Annotated in this window: 21 protein-coding genes; 6 read left to right on the forward strand and 15 right to left on the reverse strand. The window is 53.3% G+C overall.

The annotated features are described in order from the left end of the window. Positions 1-37: 37 nt before the first annotated feature. Complete coding sequence (locus IEY11_RS12580; protein ID WP_188886730.1) at positions 38-475, reverse strand: hypothetical protein; 438 nt, start codon at positions 473-475, stop codon at positions 38-40. Positions 476-738: 263 nt separating this feature from the next. Here IEY11_RS12580 and IEY11_RS12585 point away from each other — a divergent pair, with 263 nt between their 5' ends. Continuing rightward, a complete protein-coding gene (locus tag IEY11_RS12585) occupies positions 739-1,938 on the forward strand; it encodes an IS110 family RNA-guided transposase (protein WP_188886731.1) in 1,200 nt (399 codons plus the stop codon). 165 nt (positions 1,939-2,103) lie between these two features. Here IEY11_RS12585 and IEY11_RS12590 read toward each other — a convergent pair whose 3' ends face one another. From IEY11_RS12590 to gap, 7 genes are all read right to left on the reverse strand, one after another. After that, positions 2,104-2,682, reverse strand: coding sequence for a flavin reductase family protein (locus IEY11_RS12590; protein ID WP_188886732.1), 579 nt, complete (start codon positions 2,680-2,682; stop codon positions 2,104-2,106). A gap of 57 nt (positions 2,683-2,739) precedes the next feature. Next, positions 2,740-3,930, reverse strand: a complete 1,191-nt coding sequence (locus tag IEY11_RS12595) for an AfsR/SARP family transcriptional regulator (protein WP_188886733.1) — start codon at positions 3,928-3,930, stop codon at positions 2,740-2,742. 280 nt (positions 3,931-4,210) lie between these two features. After that, positions 4,211-4,438 (reverse strand): hypothetical protein, encoded by a 228-nt coding sequence (locus IEY11_RS15265; protein WP_407926653.1) that lies wholly within the window; start codon positions 4,436-4,438, stop codon positions 4,211-4,213. After that, positions 4,419-5,261 (reverse strand): zinc-ribbon domain-containing protein, encoded by an 843-nt coding sequence (locus tag IEY11_RS15315; RefSeq protein ID WP_188886735.1) that lies wholly within the window; start codon positions 5,259-5,261, stop codon positions 4,419-4,421. Before IEY11_RS15315 ends, IEY11_RS15265 begins: the two co-directional genes overlap by 20 nt. A gap of 39 nt (positions 5,262-5,300) precedes the next feature. Beyond that, a complete protein-coding gene (locus tag IEY11_RS12610) occupies positions 5,301-6,077 on the reverse strand; it encodes a sulfite exporter TauE/SafE family protein (protein WP_118480637.1) in 777 nt (258 codons plus the stop codon). A 1-nt stretch (position 6,078) separates the two neighbouring features. Further along, positions 6,079-6,513 (reverse strand): MarR family winged helix-turn-helix transcriptional regulator, encoded by a 435-nt coding sequence (locus tag IEY11_RS12615; RefSeq protein WP_118480639.1) that lies wholly within the window; start codon positions 6,511-6,513, stop codon positions 6,079-6,081. A gap of 150 nt (positions 6,514-6,663) precedes the next feature. Continuing rightward, positions 6,664-7,692 carry a type I glyceraldehyde-3-phosphate dehydrogenase gene (gene gap, locus IEY11_RS12620; RefSeq protein ID WP_118361243.1) on the reverse strand — a complete coding sequence of 343 codons (1,029 nt, stop codon included), beginning with the start codon at positions 7,690-7,692 and terminating at the stop codon, positions 6,664-6,666. A 392-nt stretch (positions 7,693-8,084) separates the two neighbouring features. Here gap and IEY11_RS12625 point away from each other — a divergent pair, with 392 nt between their 5' ends. Then, positions 8,085-9,164 carry a sensor histidine kinase gene (locus tag IEY11_RS12625; protein WP_188886736.1) on the forward strand — a complete coding sequence of 360 codons (1,080 nt, stop codon included), beginning with the start codon at positions 8,085-8,087 and terminating at the stop codon, positions 9,162-9,164. 50 nt (positions 9,165-9,214) lie between these two features. Here the strand turns inward: IEY11_RS12625 and IEY11_RS12630 are convergent, their stop codons facing one another. The 3 genes from IEY11_RS12630 to IEY11_RS12640 all read right to left on the reverse strand — a co-directional run bounded on the left by IEY11_RS12630 (position 9,215) and on the right by IEY11_RS12640 (position 12,037). Beyond that, positions 9,215-9,538, reverse strand: coding sequence for a hypothetical protein (locus tag IEY11_RS12630; RefSeq protein ID WP_188886737.1), 324 nt, complete (start codon positions 9,536-9,538; stop codon positions 9,215-9,217). 165 nt (positions 9,539-9,703) lie between these two features. Beyond that, positions 9,704-10,495, reverse strand: coding sequence for an S-layer homology domain-containing protein (locus IEY11_RS12635; RefSeq protein WP_188886738.1), 792 nt, complete (start codon positions 10,493-10,495; stop codon positions 9,704-9,706). Between the two features lie 399 nt (positions 10,496-10,894). Continuing rightward, on the reverse strand, positions 10,895-12,037 hold the full coding sequence (locus IEY11_RS12640) for an iron-containing alcohol dehydrogenase (protein WP_243184009.1): 1,143 nt from the start codon (positions 12,035-12,037) through the stop codon (positions 10,895-10,897). Between the two features lie 1,481 nt (positions 12,038-13,518). On the opposite strand from IEY11_RS12640, the gene IEY11_RS12645 reads away from it, so the two are divergent. After that, positions 13,519-13,869: an LPS biosynthesis protein gene (locus IEY11_RS12645; RefSeq protein WP_181967716.1), complete on the forward strand. Its 351-nt coding sequence runs from the start codon at positions 13,519-13,521 to the stop codon at positions 13,867-13,869. A gap of 103 nt (positions 13,870-13,972) precedes the next feature. Here the strand turns inward: IEY11_RS12645 and IEY11_RS12650 are convergent, their stop codons facing one another. Continuing rightward, positions 13,973-14,887, reverse strand: a complete 915-nt coding sequence (locus tag IEY11_RS12650; protein WP_117752129.1) for a sugar phosphate isomerase/epimerase family protein — start codon at positions 14,885-14,887, stop codon at positions 13,973-13,975. 183 nt (positions 14,888-15,070) lie between these two features. On the opposite strand from IEY11_RS12650, the gene IEY11_RS12655 reads away from it, so the two are divergent. The 3 genes from IEY11_RS12655 (at position 15,071) to IEY11_RS12665 (ending at position 17,995) form a co-directional block, all read left to right on the forward strand. Further along, positions 15,071-15,937, forward strand: coding sequence for an AraC family transcriptional regulator (locus IEY11_RS12655; protein ID WP_188886740.1), 867 nt, complete (start codon positions 15,071-15,073; stop codon positions 15,935-15,937). A 157-nt stretch (positions 15,938-16,094) separates the two neighbouring features. Then, positions 16,095-17,483 carry an MATE family efflux transporter gene (locus tag IEY11_RS12660; RefSeq protein WP_119214840.1) on the forward strand — a complete coding sequence of 463 codons (1,389 nt, stop codon included), beginning with the start codon at positions 16,095-16,097 and terminating at the stop codon, positions 17,481-17,483. A gap of 269 nt (positions 17,484-17,752) precedes the next feature. Then, positions 17,753-17,995: an HPr family phosphocarrier protein gene (locus tag IEY11_RS12665; RefSeq protein WP_118361231.1), complete on the forward strand. Its 243-nt coding sequence runs from the start codon at positions 17,753-17,755 to the stop codon at positions 17,993-17,995. 299 nt (positions 17,996-18,294) lie between these two features. Here IEY11_RS12665 and carB read toward each other — a convergent pair whose 3' ends face one another. From carB to pyrF, 3 genes are all read right to left on the reverse strand, one after another. Next, a complete protein-coding gene (gene carB, locus IEY11_RS12670; protein ID WP_119214839.1) occupies positions 18,295-21,480 on the reverse strand; it encodes a carbamoyl-phosphate synthase large subunit in 3,186 nt (1,061 codons plus the stop codon). Further along, the gene (locus IEY11_RS12675) at positions 21,480-22,574 is read right to left on the reverse strand and encodes a carbamoyl phosphate synthase small subunit (protein WP_119214838.1); all 1,095 of its coding nucleotides are present in this window, start codon (positions 22,572-22,574) and stop codon (positions 21,480-21,482) included. Before IEY11_RS12675 ends, carB begins: the two co-directional genes overlap by 1 nt. A 214-nt stretch (positions 22,575-22,788) precedes the next feature. Next, the gene (gene pyrF / locus IEY11_RS12680; protein ID WP_119214837.1) at positions 22,789-23,706 is read right to left on the reverse strand and encodes an orotidine-5'-phosphate decarboxylase; all 918 of its coding nucleotides are present in this window, start codon (positions 23,704-23,706) and stop codon (positions 22,789-22,791) included. Positions 23,707-23,723: the final 17 nt, after the last annotated feature.

The following is a 23,723-nucleotide window of genomic DNA, read 5'->3' on the forward strand; positions in this document are numbered from 1 at the left end:
GCGTTGTTTTGGGTTGCATGGTGCGGAAAACTGGAGGTTAACGTTCACTCATATATTGTTTTATTTCATTAGAAGTCAATTTTCGTATTTCGGTATGTGGATATTCTTTATACTCTCCAACATTAAACACAGGTGTCATTTGTTTGCATTTCTTGTCTTTATTCTTTTTCAAGAATAGATGTAAATCCTCATTCCCGGCGAATATTTTATAAGATACTCTGCCTTTACTGTTCTCTATCTCATAAATACCACACGAACCTTTCGTTGTATAATCGGCTGTTCGTAAATAATGTTTTGCAATTTCCAATGACTTAAAAGGAAAATTCCATCTTTGTAATCCTCTGTTTGGGTCATGTTCAATACAAATGCAACGTCCACAAGTTCCACAAATATATTGAGTGTGGTTTTCTAAGCAGTCCAAGGGATTTAGTAATGGTGTTATTCTATTTTCATCAGAGTAACATTCTTCACACATTTTTCTTTTCGCTCCTTATCAAATTCCGATTCATAATGTAAGAGTAAGGTCTATCCGGCCTTGCTCTTTTCTTTTAAAATGGAGATATGGTCTGACGAAATTTCCGATTGGGACATCACGCCCGCAGACAAATGTGTCAGCCAGCCTCCATTGTTTTGTGCTCGATTCAGCAAGTTGGGACATAGCTCCCGTTTCACGATTGAATATGTGCGTACTTTGGAAAAGCTGGATAGCCATAAATCGAAACGAAAGAAGGAATGTCAATGCTCGCAGTAGGAATCGATATTTCCAAGTCAAAAAGTGTAGCAGCCATCTTAAACCAAGATGGATCAATGCACACAGGCCCTTTTGAATTCCACCATACGCAGCCCGAACTAGATGCTTTCATCAAGTATATTTTGAATAGCAATCAATCTGCAACCATCTTAATGGAAAATACCGGGCATTACCATTATCCTGTTCTGAAAGCGTTTCAGGAAGCCGGGCTCCCTGTTTGTATGGTTAATGCCTATCAAATCAAGAAATTCGGAGACATGGATCTTCGCAAGGCCAAAACGGACAAGAAAGATGCAGTGCGGATTGCCAGATATGCATTGGAAAAGAGTTATTCTCTGGTTCCATACACATCTATGGAGCAGAAATACGAAGATTTAAGATTTTTGGCACGACAGTATAATCAGCGAATGCTTACCCTGAAAACCAACAAAGTATTTCTACTTAATCTATTGGATGAAACGATGCCCGGCATAACCAACATCCTGCCTCTAACGACCAGAACGCCAGAAACCAGTCTTTCCGTTCTCTTTATCAATCGTTTTAAATCCTACGATCGTATAGAGAAAATGGGGAAAAGTCGTTTTCTTGACGCATTTGAAAAAATCGCAAGGAAATCTCGGAATCGCCAAACCAAAACCTATGGGTTGGCAATTTACGAAGCTGCATTGCTCAATATCACAACAAGAGGAGAAAACGAATATACCCTTGGGGCTCAAGATCAGTGCCTTGAACTTGTCTGTGAATCCCAAAAGGCCGCTGATTCAATTATTCTAAAGATGCAGACATTGGCTGAAACATTGCCCGAATACGCCGTGCTGCGTTCTATGGCTGGTGTAGGTAATAGACTCGGTCCCCTTATCCTTGCTGAAATTGGAGATATCCGCCGCTTTCACAGTGGAAAAGCACTCAACGCTTATGCTGGTAACGATGCGCCTCCATATCAGTCTGGAACATTTGAGAGCCACAATCGCCACATATCAAAACGTGGGAATGCGGCTCTCAGAAAGTATTGCTTTGAGGTTATGCAGGCACTCAAACTTACACGACCTCAAGATGACCCTGTCTACCTTTTTCTGCTCAAAAAGGAACAGGAAGGGAAACCGTATAATGTAGCTAAAATGGCCGGAGTCAACAAGTTTCTCCGCATCTACTATGCGAGAGCGATGGAAACGCTCAAGCAACTGTAACCACTGATTTTATTATATAGCTTTTTCAAAAATCCACAACTGCTGTGGGTTTAATTTGATGCGCCCTTTTTTCCAAAAGAAAATCGGAAAATCTATAAACAAACTCTTGACAAATACATTAGCAAGATTTGATATTTCAGCCAATAGTGTGCAGTTGAAAACGCCTTACTTCTTCCTCTTTTTCTTCTTCTGCACGCTGTATCCGAACTTGCCGAGATATTTGCCGAGCGCAAAATACTCGCCGTGGGAGTACATAATCAGGTTCGCATCGTTGATATGAAACCGGTCGTTTTCGTCCAGATATTCGTCATCAATCGTCACGCCGACCACCTCGGCGATGAACATGGTATGGCTGCCGAGTGCGCGGCTCTCGGTGACGCGGCAGGCGATGTTGACCGGGCTTTCCGCGATAGCGGGTGCGCTGACATGCTCGACCGGCATGGGTGTCAGACCGGTTTTCGCAAATTTATCCACACCACGGCCGCTGACAACGCCGCAGTAGTCGCACGCGCGCGCCAGCTTTTCGGTGGTGAGATTGATGACAAATTCACCGGTTTTCTCGATAATATCGTAAGAATACCGTGACGGACGGACCGAGATCGATACCATCGGCGGGTTGGTGCAGATCGTACCGGCCCACGCTACCGTGATGATGTTGGGACGGTGCTCTTCATCGGCAACGCTGACCATCACCGCCGGAACGGGATTGAGCATGTTGCCGGGCTTCCAGCTTTGTTTACCCATGTTTATCTCCTTTATTGTGCGCGGGATAGACGGCACGCAGTTGTTTTGAAGGTCTGATTACGTCAGCGGCTGCACCGTATAGCGGAGCCGTGCGGGCGAATGCGGATACCGACGGTAAAACGCGCTTACCAGTCGGTCGGCAACCATGCGGCTGTTTTCGTAATTCGCCTGCGGCAGCAGGATGATATACTGCGAAATGCTGCATCGAGCAATCACATCGCCGCGGCGCAGATTGTTCTGGACAAGCACTTGCAGATTGTTCATTGCGGGGTCCAGACTGCGGCGTGCAAGCATTTCGCCGTCCTTGCCGGAGATCGACAGCAGGCAGATATTCGCTGAATGGCCGTTTCGCGCGATCGAACGGGCTTCGGCACGGTACAGGATCTTGAAAAAGTCGTATTCGCATACCATGGCGCCGCCGTGCGGCGCGGGCTCCGCAAGCTGAGAGCAAACCTCGTCCATGGTCAGTGTGCGGTCGTTTACGGTACGTGTCGCCTGACGATACAGTGTGCGCAGCGTCTCGGACGGCATAACGCCGAAATGCGCAAACAGCAGCTCGCTTATTTCCTCGTAGACCGACATAGCGCCCTTCATATCGCCGGTGCGGAGTAGACCGTGCATGAGGTGCTCATACAGATCCTCCTGATACGGCTCAATATGAATCGCCTGATGGCACAGCGCAACGGCTTCGGCGGTGCGTTCCTGCTTTTCAAGCAGTTCGATCGCCCCGGCTGCCGTACGGGTGTACAGGCTGTGATAGTAGGCCACGATTGGAATGGTCCAGATTTCATCGGTCATGCGCGGCAGCGGATCGCCGGCATACAGTGCCAGTGCAGCCTGATACTCTGCCAGACGGACATCGTCATCTCCGGCGGCTTCGGCGGCATGAAAATGCGCCTCAAAGTCCTCAATATCAAGGGAAAGCGGTATAACGTTGTTCCAGAAGTATCGTCCTGCTTTGCGGCGGATGAGCAGGCGGCCAAGTCCCGGCTGCAGTTTGTCCAGCGCGGTACGAATGCGGTGAAAGATTGATTTGAGCGCATTTCCGGGATCCGCGCTTTTCTCGCCGTTGCTCCAGTATAGATGGATCAGCTCCTCCTGTGCGAACGAGCGGCCGTGGTTATATATCATATAGGCCAACAGTGACCATACCCGGCGGGAACGGTCGTCGCTGTCGGAAATGGTGCGGTCGCCGTATCGAAGGGTAAACTGCCCGAGCATCTGCACTTGTAATGTAGGTCCGTTCATCTTTGCTCCCCACCTTTGTATGATGTGTTCGCAGATTGACGCGCATGACCGATTACAAAGTCATACGGCATATATTAAAAATATACCACGAAACCGGCAAAAATGCAAACCGGAGAACAGGGAACAGAGGGGTTTCTGCAGGTGCAGCCGCAGATTTGAGGGAGAACTGCCGTTGAGAAGAGAGCGCATAAAATAACATAGTATATGGATTGATTCTGAGAAAAATACGAAAATGCAGCATGATTTGCGCTAAAAAGAACGCGCGTTCTTTATTGAATGTTCAATTTCTCTGTATGGATAGGAGCAAGGGCAGGGTAGCAGGCTTGCAGACAATACGCTCTGCTTGGGCGCCGACTGGAACAATATGGACAGCCATCCCCGCGAATCCGCTTGCTGATGGAACCCTGTCAGACATGTCCCTTCTCGCATCGCCACTCATGGCCTTTTCACATTTCCACCCAAATTTCCTATTGGATTGCCCTGCGATCTCACTGGGCAAAAGCGGCAAATTCTTTGTGGGGTGCCAGATTCAAATAAGCGCAGGCTCCGGCGGCCTCACCAAGCCGCATCGCGTCCCAGTTCTCGGATGACAGATGGGGCATCTGCTTTTTCGGGAATTGGTGCGGGAACAGATGGCTGCTTTCCAAACATGTCCTTCCGAGCAGATCCAGTATACTTTTTTCAGAGCCGGGCACTACATCATAAGGTGTCAGAGGGGAATTTAACGCAGAATGCCACTCCGCGGCAATTTCCGGCCGGAGCACTGCCAGGAAGTTTTTCTCATACGCCTGAAGATTGGCACAGAACGGACAGTTTGAGCGGCGTTTGGTCCTGTTAGCGATCGTTGCTCGATACTCCTGCTGACATTTTGGACAGTGCCACCAAACTTTTCGAGGTGAACCGCTGAATACAGTATCAGGCTTGTCGGCGTTGCGGGTGCTCCACTCCAACGCGATTGCAGGATATTCTACCGCCAGAGTGCGTTTCTTTCGCTCATGAAAATACATTTGATTAATTGCATATTGATCCCGTCGGTGATGAAAATCAAGCGGCTGTAAATCAAGATAGCAAAATACAGAGGCGATCATTTGGTCAAGATGCCTATCCTGCTCATCAAACCGATACAGAATTTTCGTCTTCTGCAATACAACCGGCTCAGCTAGCTCCCGGCTGTCACAGATCCGAAGCACCTGATATCCCGCCTCTCGCAGGGCGCGGTCTTTCCGTTCTGCCCTCTCTCTGGCCGCCAGACTGCTGTGATAATAGTACCCATCATGTTCCAGCACCAATTTGTGTTCAGGCAAAAAAATATCCATATTCTCAATTTTCAACTGAAAAACCCCTTTCCGACAGAGCGGAAAGGGGTTTGTTTATGCGATTTTGGAGAATAACATAACAGCAAGGCCGAGCACGACAAGAATCACGCCGGTGGCGCGGTTGAGCGTTTTCGGGCTGGCCTTATTGGCGAACACGGCAGCGATGCGTGCCCACACGAGCGTGAAGATCACGCACAGAGCCCAGATCAGCGGGTCAGGCATTCCGCCAATGGCGAAGTGCGAGGCCGCGCCTGTGAGCGCTGTGAACGTCATAATGAACACGCTGGTGCCGACGGCGGTTTTCAGCTCGTAGCCGAGCACCGAGGTCAGGATGAGCAGCATCATCATGCCGCCGCCCGCGCCGATGAAGCCGCAGATAAACCCGATCAGCACGCCGCAGACAATGGACTGCACAGCTCGTTTGCGCGCGGACACGTTCATCATCGCCTCTTTGGTGGTCATGACCGGACGGACGATGAACTTCACGCCGAGCAGGAACGTCATAAACACCGAGAAGCTGCCCATCGTTCGCGAGGGGAGCAGGCTGGCGATATAGCTGCCGACCACGGTGAATACAAGCACGCTGAGCATTATCAGCAGGCCGTTTTTGACATCCAGATTTTTGTTTTTGCCGTAGGTATAGGCCGAAACGGCGCTCGCCAGTACGTCAGACGAGAGCGCGATGCCGACCGCCATATACGGGTCCATGTGCAGAAAGGTGATGAGAATGGGGCTGATAACGGCGGCGGCGCTCATGCCCGCGAAGCCGGTGCCGAGGCCAGCGCCCATGCCGGCGAAAAACGTGACGAGCACGGTGAAAAGCATCGTCATATCAGCGCACCTCCTGCAAGAGCTGGTCGAGATTGCGGTCGATGACACCGACGGCATCGCCAAACGCCTGCCGCTGTTCATCACTCATGCCGGAGAGCAGACGGTCGATGAACTGCGCCTGCAATGCGCGGCCGCGGTCGATGATGGGAAGCGCCTTGTCGGTACATATCAGACGGGTCTTGCGGCGGTCGCCGGGGATGCTCTCGCGGCGCAGATAGCCCTCTTCGACCAGCCGGTTGACGTTGACTGATACGAGGTTCGCCTTGATCCGGCGCAGCTCCACGATGTCGCTGGCGGTGTCATGGCCGGGGTTGTTGGCAAGGAACAGCAGGATGTCAAACGCCGTCTGTGTCAGCTTGAGTTCGCGGCACAGCGGTCGGCACATTGCGCTGTATGCCAGATCGGTCTTGTGCGTAAATTCCATATAGGGATTCATGTATATCACCTGCTTCAAAAATAGATAGTCTAAATTTGAACTAAGTATAGCATGATATGCCTGTGCCGTCAAGCCGGAGAGAAAGAAAAAAGCTCTTGTTCCGAAGAACAAGAGCTTTTTGAAAACATTTTATACGCCAGTGGGCAGCAATTACTTGTTGTCAACCTCTGCCATGTGCTCGATGAGCATCAGCAGCTTGTTGGAGTAGCCCCACTCGTTGTCGTACCAGGAAACAACCTTTACGAAGGTGTCGGTCAGGTAAACGCCAGCGTTAGCGTCGAAAATGGAGGTGCGCTCGTCGCCCAGGAAGTCAGAAGATACAACAGCATCCTCGGTGTAGCCCAGAACGCCCTTCAGGCCGCCCTCAGACAGCGGCTTCTCGGAAGCAGCCTTCATAGCAGCGCAGATGTCTTCCTTGGTAGCCGGCTTAGCCAGGTTAGCAGTCAGGTCAACAACGGAAACGTCCAGGGTCGGTACACGCATGGAGATACCGGTCAGCTTGCCGTTCAGCTTCGGGTAAACCTTGCCTACAGCCTTTGCAGCGCCAGTGGTGGACGGGATGATGTTGCCGCAAGCAGCACGGCCGCCGCGCCAGTCCTTCTTGGACGGGCCGTCAACAACCTTCTGGGTGCCGGTTGCAGAGTGTACGGTGGTCATCAGGCCCTCGGTGATGCCGAATGCCTCGTCCAGTACCTTAGCGATCGGAGCCAGGCAGTTGGTGGTGCAGGATGCGTTGGATACGAAGGTCATATCCTTGGTGTAAGTGTCCTGGTTAACGCCCATTACGAACATCGGGGTGTCGTCCTTGGACGGAGCAGACATGATAACCTTCTTAGCACCGCCGTCGATGTGAGCCTGTGCCTTCTCCTTGGTCAGGAATACGCCGGTAGACTCTACAACGTAGTCAGCGCCAACCTTGCCCCACGGAATGTTCTTCGGGTCCATCTCTGCAAAGAACAGAACCTTCTTGCCATCAACGGTGATGGAGTTGTCATCATACTCGATGGTGCCGTCGTAACGACCGTGCATGGTGTCATACTTGAGCATGTATGCCATGTAGTCCGGAGTCATGAACGGATCGTTTACCGCTACGAACTCGATGTTCGGGTTCTTCAGACCAGCGCGGAAAACCATACGGCCGATACGGCCAAAACCATTGATACCTACTTTGATACCCATTTTACAGTGTTCCTCCTAAATGTTTTGATGAAGTTCTCTGTTGATGTTTTTATTATACACTAAATGCGCAGTTTGCCGCAAGGTGTAATATTTGTGATTTTTTTGTCATTCCGACCGGTATTTTTGTATAATTTTCTTTGCAATGACAGTAGCGGCAGTGGTATAATAAACACATCGTACAAAATATGGGGATTCGGTTTGTATAATCCCCCGATTTTCGGGATGAGAAAAGCACAGCGCGCGCCGTACTGTTTTTTCACATCCGCGAAGACAGAGATTAGTATGCCAAATACCGCGCAGCATATACCGTACGCAGGAAAACACGATCGAGAATGACAGCAGCTTTCCCACAGTACAAAGGTAAAATTACACGGTGTTTTGGGAGGATAATGATGGAAGACGCATTTTTTTCGCAGCTGGACGGCAACGCAGTCCGCGAGCTGCTGCTGCGCACCGAGCTGCGGCATGCGGCGCTGTTCGCGGTGAGCGATACGCTGCGTATCGAGCGGTGCAGCGACGCGGCACAGCAGCTTTCCGGTCTGCACCCGATGGAGGAGCTGGATCCGTTCCTGAGCGGCAGCACGCGGAATATACTGCTCCGGTGCATAAATACACAGTCTGCCTGCACCGCAGAGGAGGACATCGACGGAACGGTCTACACGGTCGAAATGATCCCGCACCGCGGCGGTGCACTGCTGGCGTATCTGCGGCGCGACCGTGCCGCCTATGACGGCAGCCTGCGGGTCATTCAGGACAAAAGCTCGCGTTATCTGGGTGCTTTGATGGCCGAGGCCGAGCAGGTGGAGGATCCTGCATTGGCAGACGGGCTGCGGCGGCAGTGTATGCGGCTGTACCGGCTGCTGACGCACTCGGATTTACTGCACGACCCGCTGCTGACCGAGCAGCTTTCTCTGCGGCGTTGCGACCTGTCAGCGCTCTGCCGCGACGCCGTGCAGCAGGCGGAGACGCATGCGCCTGCGGGCAGTGCAAAATTCATCGTACAGGTGCCGGAGCATGCAGACGCGCTCATTGACGCGAGACTGGTGCGTACGGCAATCTATAACCTGCTGACAAACGCGCTGCGCGTAACACCGGAGGACGGCGAAATCACGGTTTCGCTGACCGATACGCGGGATTTTGTGACGATTGCGGTTGCCGATACCGGCCCGGGACTGGACCCTGCGAAGTTCGATGACCTGCTTTCCGGCTGGCGGCGCACCACCTCGATAGACGATTACCGGGCACTCGTGCGCGGCGGCACACCGCTTGGTCTTGGTCTGCCGCTCGTCAATCAAATTGCGCAGGCGCACGGCGGACGGCTGCTGCTCACACAGAGAGAGGGCGGCGGCAGTGTGCTGCACCTGTGTCTGGCGCATTTGCCGCATACGCTCGAGGATGACCTGTTCCGTGCACCGACTATCATCGAGGACGGCTATACCGCCGAAGAAATTGAATTTTCCATCCTGGAATGAAATAAAACAGCCTCGGAGGCGTGGAGAAATCGCACTCTGAGGCTGTTCTCTTATGTATTGGCGGGAGAGGTGTACGAACCGCGGTAGACCTTAATGGACTCCGGCAGCCAATGTCCGTCCACAGGTTTCTGAATCTCGGTGATGGTGTATGCCAAACCGTGGTATTTCGCATATACGATGGAGGTTTCGCTGTCGTAAACGGCGATTTTCGTACCGTCAGGCATGGTTTTCTGCCGGATAGTGAACGATTCACCATCCAATGTGCATGTGCTGATAAAAAGCAGGCCGCCGGTCGGCATATAGCTGATGTTCAGATTTGCAGCCAGTACGCACAGCAGCGGAACGATCAGCAGGAATGCAATGCGTTTTTTCATCGAGCCGTCACCTCTTTCGCGGAAGCTGTCTCTCGGTATCTGCACTATAGCAGATAAAACGTATTTTTACAATTCGCGTTTTGACCGAAAACTGTGACGTGAAATTGACGTCCCAAAGACATAGCAAAACCACCTGTTATCAGTGATAACAGGTGGTTTTGCACATTATTTGATCTGCTGAGACAGGTTGTACAGCACCTGTGCCAGCTCAACCGACTTAATCTGTCCCTTGGGATTGAATGCGCCGTGATTGTCGCCGTTCATCAGCTTGTTGGTCTGACAGAACGCAACGGCATCCTTCGCCCACGGAGCGATCGAAGAAGCATCGGTAAACGCGGTATTCACACTCGTATCAGTCGAAACCGTAATCTTTCCGGCCTTTTGGAGCAGCGTGATGTAGCGCTGCAGCACTGCCGCGAACTCCTGACGGGAGATGGAGTCATAGGGACGCAGATAGTGCTGGCTGTCGCCGGTCATAATGCCGGATTCAAAGCAGAATGTCATGCCGGGACGATCAGATTCATAAATCTGGTTGTAGTCAGGTGCTTCCTTGATGGCCATGCCCGCATAGGATGCAGTCAGTTCCGGGTCAATGAGCTTTGCGCTGTTATAAATCGCGTTGGCAACCGCATAACGGTTCTCCGCCGGATTGAACCACGGAAAATATTCTTTACCGTCGATATGACCCGCCGGCAGCATGATGTTGTTCTCAATCACATAGCGGACTGCGGGCGTGAACCACGAGTTCTCCGGCAGCTCGTATTTCTGCTCGAACTCGGCATCGGTCAGGTCCTTGTCGTTCCTGGTGTAAAGGTTGTTTTCCTGCTCATCGGCGGTCTGTGTGGCGGATACGGTGGTATCAACGTTATCCGGAAGGTCGGCAGCGAGCGCGGTGGTGCTTATGGAGAGTGCCGTTGCACCGGTGAGGAAAAATGCCATTACCTGTTGAAATTTCATAGAGTGTACCTCCTTGTCTGCGGCAGAGTCGCAAGCCGATAGATGTATGACGTATATCATACTCTGTGACTATTATAGCATGGTCTGGCGGCAATACAAGCGGTGTAACACAGATGTAACGCAAACGACACAAAGTCGTCCGAAAGTTCCGCCCGTTGGTTGAAACTTTCTCCCTCCCAAAGTCAAAAAGTCAGCGCTATCCTTGCGCGGCTTCTTGGCCGCGCTGCGCGGTACACGCTCCGACTTTTGCTCTCATTAAATATTTTTAAGGATAGAGGCCTACGGGCTGGCATTTGCAATGCAAATGCTATTTAACATGCGCTATCGCGCGAAAATGTGTTAGCAACTGCCGTTATCGAAAAAAGAGCGGACCAATCGGTCCGCTCTCAGCGTATTCGCTTAAATGCTTTCGGTGATGATGTCTATAATCTCCTCGCGGGACAGCGTGCGCGGATCGACACGGAACAGAGCGCCCATGGTGCTTGCTGCGTTGTCAGCGAGTTCGCCTGCATCCTCCGGCTTTACACCGTAGTCGGACAGGCGCAGCTTGTCCACGCCGCACGCCTGCTGCAGCTCAGCCAGCGCAGCGAGAAAATCGCCGTCCGCACGTCCAAGTGCGTGTGCAATGGCCTGCAGGCGGTCAGCTGAGGTGTCCTTGAAGCGGCTCCAGTATGCCTTGGACAGCATGATCAGACCCGCGCCGTGCGGCAGATCGGGATGGAACGCGCTCAGCGCATGCTCGATGGCGTGCTCGCCGCTGCAGCTCGACAGCGTTTCGACAAAACCTGCCAGCGTGTTCGCCAGTGCCACATCCGCGCGTGCATCGGCGTTGCCGCCGTCCTTAACAGCCGTTGCCAGCGATTTGCCAATCAGCGTAATTGCCTGCAGCGCGAACATGTCGCTCATCGGGCTTGCAGTCTTAGCCAGATAGCCTTCGGCCGCATGGAAGAATGCGTCAAAGCCCTGGTATGCCGTCAGATGCGGCGGAACGGTCATCATAAAGTCCGGATCGACGATCGAAATGGTCGGGAAGCACTTCTCGCCGCCGCCGCCGATCTTTTCCTCACCGTTGGTGATAACTGTGAACGGGTCAGCCTCCGTGCCCGTGCCTGCGGTCGTCGGAATGGCAACAATCGGCAGTCCGGCATTGACCATGCGCTTGCCGCCGCCCGTGCCGCCGTGAATGTAGTCCCACCAGTCGCCGTCGTTGGTCGCCATAATGGCAACCGCCTTGGCCGTGTCGATGGACGAGCCGCCGCCGAGACCGACAACAAATGCAATGTTCTGCTCACGGCAGAGCGCAGCGCACTCGCGCACACCCTCGATCGTCGGGTTCGGCTGTACCTTGTTGTATACCATGGTCGGGTGACCGGCTTCCGCCAGCGTATCCGCCACCTTGGCCACATAACCCAGTTTGGTGGTGGAGGTGCCGCCGGTGATGATCAGACCCGTGCCCTGCGGCAGACGTACCTTGGCCAGACGCTTGACCGATCCGGCACCGAAAAATAAGCGTGTCGGCATATAAAAGCTAAAGTTTTCCACTGCAATAGCCTCCTTTTGGGATTAGTAGTTAGTGATTAGAAATTAGAGTGAAGAGCTCCTACCAAGTGGGAGTTAAGACAATACCACATAATTGAACAAGAGTGGTTTGCAAATAAATTTTGCGGTGTTGCCTTAAGTAATGTCCTCACGTTGCATGGACGGCCAATGACCGCCCCTGCGATGCAGATGGTGCAGTTCAGAAAGTAACGGTGTGCCGAGGACGTTGCACCCTACGGTAAAGATTACTGATAATTGTAACTCGGAGGTGTCATCCGTTATATCCAGACCAGCGAGTTGCGCGACATACCCGTGCCGCGCCCGCGCGGCGTCAGCGCAGATTCCGCTCGCTTCGCAAGCCCTAACACTTTTATTATACCAAATTCCACACTTGGAGAAAAGAGCCAAATCACCGAAATGAACGGCTTTTTGTTGTGCAATATGCAGTCTAAAAAGTCGTAAAAAACGCTTGACGTTGTGCAATATTGATGATATTATAATGACACAGAAAAGATAAAGGCAAACACCAAAGGCAAAGTAAAACAGGGGTTTTACTCCAAAAGGCGCAAACCTTCATCTAATCTGAAGGATGTCAATCCGGTTTGATACCCACGAAAGAGGTGAGTCCAATGGTATCAGAAGAGGCATCTTACCAGTTCGCGGGACTCGCCGCGGCGCTGTGACCGAAACGATCAAGGTGATAGCTGAAAAAATGAGCGAGTTCCAATTCCACAATTTGAACCGCCTGAAAAGCGCGATCGGCTTCTAAGCAAAGGTAACAACAACGGTAACTTTGGGGAAGCTATCCTCGTGAATTTAACTATCCGTACATGGCATACTAAGACAGTCAAGCGGATCGAGGCAGCAGGAAAGTAAGGTTCATACATGACAGAACCCTGATATTTGATGCGCCGGCGAACAAAACGAAGTATCTTACGATACCTGCCGGATGCTGCACCCGCCGATGGGCATACTGATGAGTATCTGCAGCATAGACATACCGTATCGGAACGAGATAATATCAAAGTCCGAGTAAAATCCGGTTCGACAAGGCAGGCTGTATCACATCTTCCGCCGAGCAGTGACGCATCACCCACTGGAAATAGAGTTCCCGAATGTAGGAAAGGCAACCAAACGGATTATGTAGTTTGTGCAGTAAACGAACCTTAGCCGGGCGGTTCCGCGAACGTAAGATCGAAAGATGCCGAAAAAACAACCGAATACCAATCCAAATGCGATGGGAAATATCCTGTCGGGAAAAGAGGATCTATGGAGATTTGGAAGTAAAAGCCCTCGTTCATGTGTCTGTGAATGAGGGCTTTATTTTGTCCTTTTTTGTCAATGGCAAAATAGATAAAATGAGTGTTGAAAATCTGTATAACTGCACGAAAACACGGTTTTGGATAAAGTTGCTTTGACGAAACTGTCAAAACTCTGCTATGATGGAAATGCAATACAGTGCAATATATAGAGGAGCGATACTTATGAAAATAGACGGAAACGAGCTGGCCATCCTGCAGAACGACCTTGACCGCGAGGGCAAGAAGGAAGAAGCGCTCAAGATCAAGCTGGAATTTCTGCGTCAGGTGCGCGAATCCGGTGACCACTGCCCGTGCAAGGAGGCGTGCCGCCATCATGGCAACTGCTTCGAGTGCGTGACTATCCACCGCGGACACCGCGACCATTTGCCGATGTGCCTGTGGGATATGGTAAACGAGCGGCTGGCGGCTCTCAGCCACATGACCGAAGGCACGCTGCGCGCCTACGAGGACCGCAAGGCCGCGGAAGGTACCGAGTGCGGTGACTGTTCCGACTGTCCCGGCTGCGGAGAATAAAAATATAACGGACAAACCAAAGCGGTTTGTCCGTTTTTATCTGCCGAATGAAAAAGGACTTGAGTGAAAACCCAAGTCCTTTTGTGTATTCAGGAAGTATTCTTTACAGCAGCTCGTGCTTGATGCGGTCGAGTGCCTCCGGAGCCTGCTGATCCATCTTCTCCGGGAAGCCGAAGTAGGATACGCAGATGATATTGTCGCCGCCAACCTTCGGTGCGTCCGGCTTCAGCTGCTTGTTCGCGAAGTCCATCTCACGCAGGGTCTCGAAGATGCCGTCGAAATCAACCTCGCCTTCACCCATAGCGGTGTGCTGGTGGATGGTGTAGTCAGCGCGGCCGTGCTGGTTCAGCCAGGGCGGATTTACGATATAGCGGCAGTCCTTGGTCTGGTTCCAGGTGTCAGCCAGAAGAACGTGGGTCAGCTCATCGCCGGCGTACTTCAGCATGTGGCGAACGTCGCCCTTGCCCTGATCGTAGAAGAAGCCGTGGGATGCAGAGTAAACGTAGCCCAGGTTCTTGGAACGGAAGGACTTAACGATGTCGCAGGCCTCATCGTTCAGCTCTACGAAGTCATACGGATGGGACTGGCACTCTACGCGGATGCCCTCACGCTCGATGATCGGGAGAAGCTCCTCCATAGACTTGAAGAACATGCCGTTGCAGATCTCCTGCTGGTTCGGGTCGCCGGAGAACTCGGTATTGATGACCGGTACACCCATGTCAACCGCGATTTCGATCATACGCTTCCAGTTGGCAACTGCGTGCTGGCGCTGCTCCTCGGTCGGACCGGACCAGCGGTAAACAACGATGAAAGAGGAAATCTCTACACCGGTCTCCTTGAGAGCCTGCTTGTACTCCTGCTGGCACTCCTTGGAGAACAGCGGGTGCTTGTAGAACGGGTTGATGCGCGGATGCGGGGACTGCTCGATGTACTTGTAGCCCCAGTCTGCTACCTTGTGAACATAATCGTTGATGGACATCTGCTTGGCAAGAACGTCAACGTCAAATGCGATTTTCATAAGAATGATCCTCCTTGTCTGTTTGCCATATCAAGGGTGGCTTCCCTGTTTGATGGCTCTATTATAAAGCGTTTCTGCCGTCTTGCCAATGATACAAATCACCCTAAACCTGCGAAATCCTGCTATTTGCTATTGCATCAAACGGATACTTCTGATAGGATAGAGGCAAGGAGAGTGACCGCTATGCTGATTCCCGAATTAGGTGTCCATCAGACCTCGGAACGGTACTTTTTTACGCCGTCTTCGCTTGCAAAGGAGCTTTTTTATTACCCGACGCGGCTCGGACATTACTTCTGCAACAGCCGGTATTCCTTCAATCACCGGTCGGAAATTGCCCTGCAGGGTGACCACAACCAAAATATCATGCTGTTTTTTGTGCATGATGGCGCAATGGAGCTGACGCTGGACGGTACGCCTGCCATCGCCGGAGCCGGACAGATCGTGCTGTTCGACTGCCGTGAGCCATACAGCTATGCCGCCTCGGACGGACTGGAGTTCACCTGGCTGCTGTTCAACGGCCTGAATGCCCGCGCGTTCTATCAGAAAATCCTGCAGGCACGCGGCCGCAGGGCATTTTCGCCGGCCGCACCGGCGGAGATTGCGCAAATGCTGGATTCTCTGCGGAGCGCCTGCGCCGAGGACGCGCGGCTGAGCGAGGCACGGTGCTCACAGCTGATCCACAGGCTGCTGTGCCTGCTCCTGCTGGATGAGACCACCGAAAGCACCGCAGGCGGAGACCGTATTGCACAGGCCATCCGCTATATGAACCGGCATTTGTTCGAGCCAATCGGCGTGCAGGACGCGGCAGCAGCCGTCAGCCTGAGTCCATCGCATTTCTCACGGCAGTTCAAGGCGCGGACCGGCTATTCACCGTATGAGTATATCGTGCTGCGCCGCATTGATAAGGCGAAGTATATGCTGGCGTCCACCGAATTGTCGGTCAAAGAAATCGCCTACGCGACCGGCTACAACAGCGAGGAGAATTTCATTCACAGCTTCCGCAAGAACGTCGGCGTTGCACCGGGAATCTTTCGGAAGTATCCGGTCTAACCGCTTGACAAGTGTGAAAAACGCTGATAAAATAAAGCGGTCGAGTAGCAGAAGTGCGTAAATCCAGATGGATTTACGCACTTTTTTCTTTTGTGCAAAAGACAGGTTGTGGCAGCTTTCCGTAAAGACTCCGAAAATCCAATCAGGAGGTTTCGATATGGATCGGAACAAGGCAGAAAAACGAATGGCGACCGCGCCGGTAGGACGGCTCATGCTGCAGATGGGCACACCGATGATACTATCCATGATGCTGCAGGCGGTCTACAACATTGTGGACAGCTATTTTGTGGCAAACATGGCGGAAAAAGGTGAAATCGCGGTCAACGCGCTGACACTTGCGTTTCCGGTGCAGATGATGATGGTCGCCGTCGGCATCGGCACCGGTGTCGGCGCAAATGCGCTTATCGCACGCGCGCTTGGTCAGGGTGACCGAGAGAAGGCGGGAGCAGCGGCAGGCAATGCGCTGACGCTCATAGGAATTATTTATGCGGTGTGCCTGCTGTTCGGCGCGTTCGGTGCGGGTGCGTACATCGGCTCGCAGACGAGCGACCCGACCGCTCTGGCGATGGGCAGTCAGTACCTGCGCATCTGCTGTATGGCCTCGTTCGGCATTCTGTTCTTCTCGGTGTTTGAGAAAACCCTGCAGGCGACCGGTCGTTCGCTTTATTCTACAATCGCACAGGTGACAGGCGCACTGACGAACATCGTGCTTGACCCGATCATGATCTACGGTCTGCTCGGCTGTCCGAAACTGGGCGTGGCAGGTGCGGCATGGGCGACCGTGCTCGGTCAGATTGCGTCTCTGGCTCTGGCGGCCGTGTTCCATTTCCGGCTGAACAGGGAACTGCCGTTCAGCCGCAAGGCTCTGTGCCTGCGCCGCAGTATCGTCGGCGAGATTTACTCCATCGGCGTACCGGCCATCATAGCACAGGGTGCGATGAGCGTGATGAATTATTGTGTCAATCTGATTTTCGGCAGTCTGGACAGTTCGTATGTCACCGCTTATGGCATTGTGTACAAAATTCAGCAGTTCGTTTTGTTCGCGGCGTTCGGTCTGCGTGACGCAATTACGCCGATTGTGTCGTTCAGCTACGGCATGCAGAACACGAAACGCATCCGCGAGGGCGTGCGCTGCGGTCTGATGTACACCATTGTTCTCATGCTGGTTTGCACTGCGGCTGTAGAAATTCTGGCGCAGCCGCTGGCAGGTATTTTCTCACTGTCCGCAGGCACGATGGGCTTGTGCGTGACCGGTCTGCGCGTGCTGGCGGTCAGCTTTGTATTCGCAGGTGCAAACATTGCCATACAGGGCGTGTTCCAGGCCACCGAGGGCGGTGTGCAGTCGCTGCTCGTGTCGTTGCTGCGCCAGCTGATCTTTGTACTGCCGGCGGCATGGCTGTTCGCGCACCTGCTGCCGGCCGGCGTGTGGCTGGCGTTCCCCATCGCGGAGGTGCTGACCGCAGTAATCGCCGCCGTGCTGTTGCTGCATACCGCAGGGAAAGGCCGCCTGTCACAGCGGGATCACGCTGTTTCACTGGACAAGTAAAATCCTGCCTGACAAAACATACGATTTTTTGTACAGCTTTTTGTCGCTTCTCACGAATCATCCGATTGAGAGACTCAACACTGTGCACAAACATACAGTCTATAATCTGTGAATAGTGCCTAAATAATTGAGAAATTGTGCTTATGTTAAGCGAAAAACGCTGAAAAATGAGAAAATCTACAAAAACCTCTTTTCTTTCTGCTGTTTTATGCTATAATGAAACTAACATAAAAGGGTTTCACGAAGTACAATCTCAGGAGGTAGTTATTATGACCAGAGGTATCCGTGTAAAGAATACGGACGACATTCAGAAGATCAACAAGATCGTAACTCGTTACGGTTTTGATATTTGGATTCACGGCAAGAGCGGTATGGTAGACGCAAAGAGCCTGCTCGGTATGTTCCTACTGTCCCTGAACGAGCCGCTTCAGATCGTTCTCGAGGACGATGTTGATCCGACCGCCCTGTTCAAGGATCTTGAGGATTACCTGGAGATCGACGACGAGGACTAATTTTTCTCGTACAACAGCATAATAAAAAGCAGTCGATTTTGGGCACCCTCTACAAAGAAGATACCCCAAGACAGCTTTTGCATCTCAATTTAACATTTTTCGGAACGGTGTAGTCTTATTGACTGCACCGTTTCTGTTTTCTTACGCTATACAAGAGACTAAAATGATTTTTCCATTTCCTTTGCGCGTTTCCGGATGCTGTTCATACGGCGCATCTACTCCGGCGGATTATAAAACCCGAAGGGAGAAACTTCTTTACGAAGTTCCTCCCTTCGGGTTTCTGTTTTATTTCACTGCAATCAGATGGTGTTGATATCAACCATTTCGCAGTTTTCAATCTTAATATCGCCCTCCAGGCAGCGCAGCAGCGCGGAAACCGTATCCATCGAGGTCAGGCACGGGATTGCACGCTCTACCGCGGTACGGCGGATGTGTACCGAGCCAAGCTCCGGATGACGGCCCTTGACCGAGGTAGCAACAACGTAGTCAATCTTGCCGGACTCGATCAGGTCGATGATGTTCGGGGACGGCTCATCCACATTGCGGATGGCGTTAGTGGCGACCATGTGACGGTTGAGCACGTTTGCGGTGCCGCTGGTAGCGTAAATATCAAAACCAAGAGCCTCGAAGCGCTCACCGATGCGGATTGCCTCCTGCTTGTCCGAATCACGGACCGAGATCAGGACAGCGCCCTTCTTCTTCATCTGGAAGCCTGCGCCGGTCAGACCCTTGAGCAGTGCCTCGCGGAAGGTCTTGGCAACACCCAGAACCTCGCCGGTGGACTTCATTTCAGGGCCAAGCTGGGTATCCAGATCACGCAGCTTCTGGAACGAGAATACCGGAACCTTGACCGCATAGTGGTCGCTTTCCGGATGCAGACCGGTGCCGCAGCCCATGTCCTTCAGTTTTTCACCGAACATGCAGCGGGTAGCCAGATCGACCATCGGCACGCCGGTAACCTTGGAGATGTACGGCACGGTACGGGACGAACGCGGGTTTACCTCGATAACGTAAATCTGATCATTGTACAGCACGAACTGGATGTTGACCAGACCGAGAACAGCGAGGTTCTTTGCCAGAGATTCGGTATACTTAACGAGGGTGTCCTTGTGCTTCTGCTCGATGTTGATGGACGGATAGATGGAAATGGAGTCGCCGGAGTGAACGCCTGCGCGCTCGAAGTGCTCCATGATACCCGGGATGAGGATGTCGTCGCCGTCGCAGATGGCATCGACCTCGATCTCGCGGCCCATCATGTACTTATCGACCAGAACCGGGTTCTCGACCTTGTTGCGGGTGATAACCTGCATGAACTCGCGGACATCGGCCTCCTTGTAGGCAATTTCCATGCCCTGACCGCCCAGAACGTAGGACGGACGAACGAGAACCGGATAGCCAAGCTCGTCGGCTGCCTTGACAGCCTCTTCCTCGGTCATAACCGTATGGCCTGCCGGACGCGGGATACCGCACTTTTCCAGGATAACGTCGAACTTTTCACGGTCCTCAGCGGCGTCGATCGACCATGCCGGCGTGCCGAGGATCGGAACGCCCAGCTTCTCAAGGTGCGCCGCAAGGTTGATGGCGGTCTGACCGCCGAACTGTACGATTGCATAATCCGGCTTCTCTGCCTCAACAACACCGGTAACGTCCTCGGGCGTCAGCGGCTCGAAGTACAGACGGTCAGCGGTATCAAAGTCAGTGGAAACAGTCTCCGGGTTGTTGTTGATGATAACGGTCTCGCAGCCGAGTTTCTGCAGTGCCCAGACAGCGTGAACCGAGCAGTAGTCGAACTCGATGCCCTGACCGATACGGATCGGGCCGGAACCAAGTACCAGAACCTTCTTCTTGCCGGACGGAGGTGCAACCTCGGTCTCCTCATCATAGGTGGAGTAGTAATACGGGGTCTCTGCCTCGAACTCGGCGGCGCAGGTATCAACCATCTTGTATACCGGCAGACGCTTAACATCCGAAATGTCCTTGCCGGACAGCTGCTCGATGGTCTTGTCGAGGAAGCCCATCTTCTTGGCGCGGATGTACAGATCGGAGTCGATCTTGTCAGCTGCAGCCAGTTCCTTCTCCATGTCGATGATGTTCTGGAACTTGTGCAGGAAGAACACGTCCATTGTGGTGATGTCGTGAATCTCCTCAATGGTCATGATGCCGCGGCGCAGAGCCTCGCAGATGTGGAACAGACGCTGGTCGTCCGTGCGGGACACGCCCTTCTTAATCTCGGCGTCAGACTGCTTCTGGATGTGCGGGGCGATCATGCTGTCCAGCTTGATCTCACAGCCGCGGACAGCCTTCATCAGTGCGCCCTCAAAGCTGTTGTCGATGGCCATAACCTCGCCGGTGGCCTTCATCTGGGTGCCGAGGGTGTTGTCCGCGTAAACGAACTTGTCAAACGGCCAGCGCGGGAACTTGACAACGCAGTAGTCGAGCGTCGGCTCGAAGCATGCCTTGGTCTTGCCGGTAACGGCGTTGGAGATCTCATCCAGACCATAGCCGACTGCAATCTTTGCGGTTACCTTTGCAATCGGGTAGCCGGTTGCCTTGGAAGCCAGTGCGGAGGAACGGGAAACACGCGGGTTTACCTCGATTACGGCGTACTCGAAGGATTCCGGGTTGAGCGCGTACTGCACGTTGCAGCCGCCCTCGATGCCCAGCTCGGTGATGATGTTGAGTGCGGAGGTGCGGAGCATCTGATACTCCTTGTCGCACAGGGTCTGCGACGGCGCAACTACGACAGAGTCGCCGGTGTGTACGCCGACCGGGTCGATGTTCTCCATGTTACAGATGGTGATGGCGTTGCCCTTGTGGTCGCGCATTACCTCGTACTCGATTTCCTTCCAGCCTGCGATGCACTTCTCGACCAGAATCTCGTCCACGCGGGAGTACATGATGCCGGAGGCTGCAATTTCGCGCAGCTGCTCCCAGGTGTAGGCAATGCCGCCGCCGGTGCCGCCGAGCGTGTACGCAGGACGGATGATGACCGGCAGACCGATCTCACGGGTGAAATCAACCGCATCCTCGACCGAGTGAACAACCTTGGAGGCAATGATCGGCTCACCGATCTTCTCCATGGTGTCCTTGAACATCTGGCGGTCCTCTGCCTTTGCGATGGTGGTCGGATTAGCGCCGAGCAGCTTTACGCCCATTTTATCGAGGAAACCGTTCTCGCACAGCTCCATGGCGAGGTTCAGACCGGTCTGACCGCCGAGGTTGGGCAGCAGAGAGTCCGGACGCTCCTTTTTGATGATCTCCTGAACGGCTTCGACGGTCATCGGCTCGATGTAAACCTTGTCCGCCATAGCCTTGTCGGTCATGATGGTTGCCGGGTTGGAGTTTACCAGAACAACCTCCAGACCCTCCTCGCGCAGTGCGCGGCACGCCTGCGTGCCTGCATAGTCGAACTCGGCAGCCTGACCGATAACGATCGGGCCGGAGCCCAGTACCATTACCTTATGAATATCCTTGCGCAGCGGCATTACTGAGCGCCTCCTTTCGACTTTTCGATATTTTCGATGAACTTATCAAACAGATACGAGGTATCCATCGGGCCGGGGCATACCTCCGGGTGATACTGAACGGTGAATACCGGACGGTCGATGTGCTCGAGACCCTCAACGGTGCCGTCGTTCAGGTTGACATAGCGCACGCGGGCAATCTGCGGGTCAACCGACTCGCCTACAACGGCATAGCCGTGGTTCTGAGAGGTGATGTAGGTGCGGTCCGCGTCGATGTCCTTTACCGGATGGTTGACACCGCGGTGGCCGTACTTCAGCTTGGTGGTCTTTGCGTCGATAGCCAGTGCCAGCAGCTGGTGGCCGAGGCAGATGCCGAAGATCGGCATGTCGGACTTCAGCAGCTCCTTGAGGTTTGCCACGATCTCAACGTTCTCCGCCGGATCGCCGGGGCCGTTGGACAGCATCACGCCGTCGTACTTGCCGACTACGTCCTCCGGCTTGGTGTACGCCGGAACAACGGTGACTTCGCAGCCGCGCTTGCACAGTTCGCGCTCAATGTTGTACTTTACGCCGTAATCGAACAGGGCAATGCGGTACTTGGTCTCACCGTCAGCGGGATAAACGATATTCTCGTCGCAGGTTACGGTCTTAACCGCATCCTTTACAACGTAAGCCTTCATTTCTGCGATGGTCTGCTCATCCGGCTCGAAGCCCTCGGTGTAAATAACACCGTTCATAACGCCTTCGCCGCGCAGCTTGCGGGTCAGTCGGCGGGTATCGATGCCGGCAAGGCCAACGACCTTCTGTGCCTTGAGGTACTCGTCGAGCGTTACCTTGCAGCGCCAGTTGGACGGGTATTCGCACATCTCGCGCATGATAAAGCCGGAAACCCAGCTTTTGCGGGACTCATAATCCTCAAAGTTGATGCCGTAGTTGCCGACGAGCGGGTAGGTCATGGTAACGACCTGACCGTAGTAGGACGGGTCGGTCAGAACCTCCTGATAGCCTGCCATGCCGGTGTTGAATACGACCTCACCGATGCTCTGTCCTTCGTAGCCGACTGCGGTACCCTCGAACAGAGTGCCGTCCGCCAGCAGTAAGTATGCTTTTTTCACTATATCCACACGCTCCTTAATTCTTCGATTGAAACCACGGTTTCAATCGAGGGGACATACCGCGCTGAAAGCGCGGATATGTCCAGAACTGCACAAAGTTCCGACGAGCGAAACTTTGCTCCGTACTTGTATAAAAACCTTGATACGTGCTCCAGGTTTTTATGAATTTGCAAGGCAAATTCTATTTTAATGCGCGCCGATGGCGCGGTTTATATTATTTAATCGCCGCTACGATGTCGTCGCGCATCCGGATGGCTTCTGCGCGGGCGGCTTCCTTGTAATCCTCGCCGTTACCTCCGGTTTTCTTCCATGCGCACATGATGCCGCGGGAGGAGTTTACGATAGCACCGAGACCGTCGTCGTTGAATGCATTTGCGATGTCCTTTGCGGTTGCACCCTGCGCGCCGTAACCCGGTACGAGGAAGTAGCTCTTCGGCAGCAGCTCACGGATGATCTTCTGCTCCTCGGGATAGGTTGCGCCGACTACGGCACCGATCTGGTTGTAGCCGCACGGCGTATCCAGACCCTCGCCCCACTTTGCTACCATCTCGGCCATGCGGGCGTAGAGCGGCTTGCCCTCCATGTCGCGGTTCTGCAGTTCGCCGGAGGACGGGTTGGAGGTCTTGACCAGCATAAACAGGCTCTTCTCGCGGCTGCGGCACTCCTTGAGGAACGGCTCTACGCCGTCGGTGCCGAGATAGCCGTTTACGGTAACCGAATCGCAGCCGTACGGTGCGATCTCGGTATCGCCGACGCGGGTCTTGCCGAGGTAAGCCTCTGCGTAAGCGGTTGCAGTAGCGCCGATGTCGTTGCGCTTGATATCGCCGATAACGTACATGCCCTTGGCGTGTGCGTAGTCGATGGTCTCCTTGAGCGCCATCGCACCGTAGGAGCCGAGCAGCTCGTAATACGCAGCCTGCGGCTTTACGGCCGGAACAATGTCGCACAGTGCGTCGATCAGGCCGCAGTTGAAGGCTACGACGCTCTCAGCGGCAGCACGCAGCGTTTCGCCGTGCAGCATCATGTTGCGTCCCGAAATATGCTGCGGGATGTACTCCAGTCGAGCGTCCAGGCCGGCTACGGTCGGGTTGCCCTTTTCCTTGATCTTTTCTACTAAGGTTTGGATAGACATTCGGTTCTTCCTTTCTC

Origin of the sequence: Butyricicoccus faecihominis (assembly GCF_014648015.1) — a bacterium.
Classification (GTDB): domain Bacteria; phylum Bacillota; class Clostridia; order Oscillospirales; family Butyricicoccaceae; genus Agathobaculum; species Agathobaculum butyriciproducens.